The sequence below is a fragment of the Halorubrum sp. Atlit-28R genome (assembly GCF_003665955.1).
Taxonomy (GTDB): domain Archaea; phylum Halobacteriota; class Halobacteria; order Halobacteriales; family Haloferacaceae; genus Halorubrum; species Halorubrum tropicale.
Genome location: NZ_QPLS01000022.1, coordinates 1 through 1,818 on the forward strand (window position 1 = coordinate 1; position 1,818 = coordinate 1,818).

At 54.6% G+C, this 1,818-nt stretch carries 1 protein-coding gene; it reads right to left on the reverse strand.

Annotation, left to right across the window (positions count from 1 at the left end):
* The coding region (locus DVK06_RS16550; RefSeq protein ID WP_121601106.1) for a Cdc6/Cdc18 family protein at positions 1-1,226 on the reverse strand (1,226 nt) is incomplete at its 3' end.
* Between the last annotated feature and the right edge of the window lie 592 nt (positions 1,227-1,818).

Sequence of the window (1,818 nt, forward strand, 5' to 3'; positions counted from 1 at the left end):
TGTTCATCCAGTTCGGTTATTGTATCCTCCTCGGTGAGACCATCAACGATCATTTCAGGGCGTGCCGCGAGCGAGTAGCGGTAATGGCGACCACCGCGCTGGCCGCGGTTGATCTCTTCCATCTTCGCGACGCCGTTGATCACGAGGTCATTCAACAGATCGCGGACCGTCCGGGCGGTGACCGTATCAGTCTCTGCGAGCCGTGCGGCGTGTTCGTACCACGCGTAGAAGGCGTCCATCTTCGCGGGTAGTTCGCCTTCGTTATCGAGTGCAAGCAGAGTGTACGCAACGAGTTTACCTTGGGGCGATAATGATGCAATTTCGCTCACAATCGCGCCCTGCTGGATCTCTTCTTCGGCCTGCCGGACGTGCTGTGCAGTAACGATATCGTCATCACTGGTGCGCGCCAGGTCGCCAGCGGTATACAACAGATCGAGTGCTGTCCGGGCATATCCAGAGCGCTTTGCGGCGAATGCGGCCGTTATCGGAACCACATCGTCAGTCAGCACGTCATCATGAAATGCGTCGGCGGCACGATCTTTGAGGATCGTTCGCAGTTCGTTCGCATCATACGGTGGGAAATGAATCTCGTGTTCACAGAGCGTCGATTTGACTCGTGGATCCAGCGAGTCGCGGAACGTCGAGTCGTTCGTGATTCCGATGAGTCCGACTTTCGTATCGTCGGGATCGACAAATTTCGCAGAATTACGATTGTTACACCGTCCGAGCTTGTACAGGACGTTATCACTCGTTCCGATATTGTCAATTTCGTCTAGTGCGATCAGAACGTGCGTGGCGTCGGCCTTACGTAACTCGTCGAACAGCATGTCGTACACGTCTCCCTCGGGGTAGCCTGTCGTCGAGATACTCGATCGGGGCGTCGACTCCCGGAGGACGTTCACGAGATTCACAGCGACCTGATAGCTCGTATTGAGGTCACGACATTCCATTTGGACGGCCGTCACGTCGACATCGTCGACGCCATCGGCGTCCTCGCGAACACGATCGAGCACGAGATGGGTGCCAACAGTCTTCCCGACACCGGTCGGTCCGTAGACGAACACGTTACGCGGTCGCTTTCCACGAATCACTTCGGAGAACATCTGGAGGTAGCGATTCAACACCTCATCGCGTTCGAGGATACGGGACGGATCGTAATCGTCCCGGAGAACGTCTTCATCGAGGAAGATTTCATCCTCGGGCGTGAGGTGACCGAGATTGTCCATATCGGTTTCATACACAGATACCATATAAAACCGGGGCTTCAACTGTTTCGACTGACCCACACAGACACTCCACCGTTTCGAGTGTTCCAAGTGGAACGAGTAGGGGGACCGGTTTCGGATGGATATCCGAGACCCTGTGCGACGCTAACATTTATCACAAATGTTTGCGTACCACATCTGCAAACCATTTTTTGTGAGTATAGTAGAATAAGAGAAGACGTGATAGAGACTCGATCAGCTGGAATCGTACGTAGCACTCGTCACTGTCTACTTGAACACTTGAAATAGTGGAGTGTGGGTGGTCCCGACTGGTGTCTCGTTTGTTGGACGCACTGTCCTGACGACGAACTGGCCTAGACAGGACCGGCAGCAGATTGTACGCAATCGCGTCGGTGGTTATAGTTGAACACTTGAACGGGTGGTGTGTAAGGTCGACAATTAGAACGGCTGTCTGGTCATCGGAGACACTTGAAGACGTGGTGTGTGTGTGTGAGATCGGCTGGGATTTCAGCGTCGATCGCTGTCGGCGTACAGCTCGAGACACTCGAAGCGCCGGAGGGTGAGGACAGAGACAAGCGAGGTGCCGTCGCAG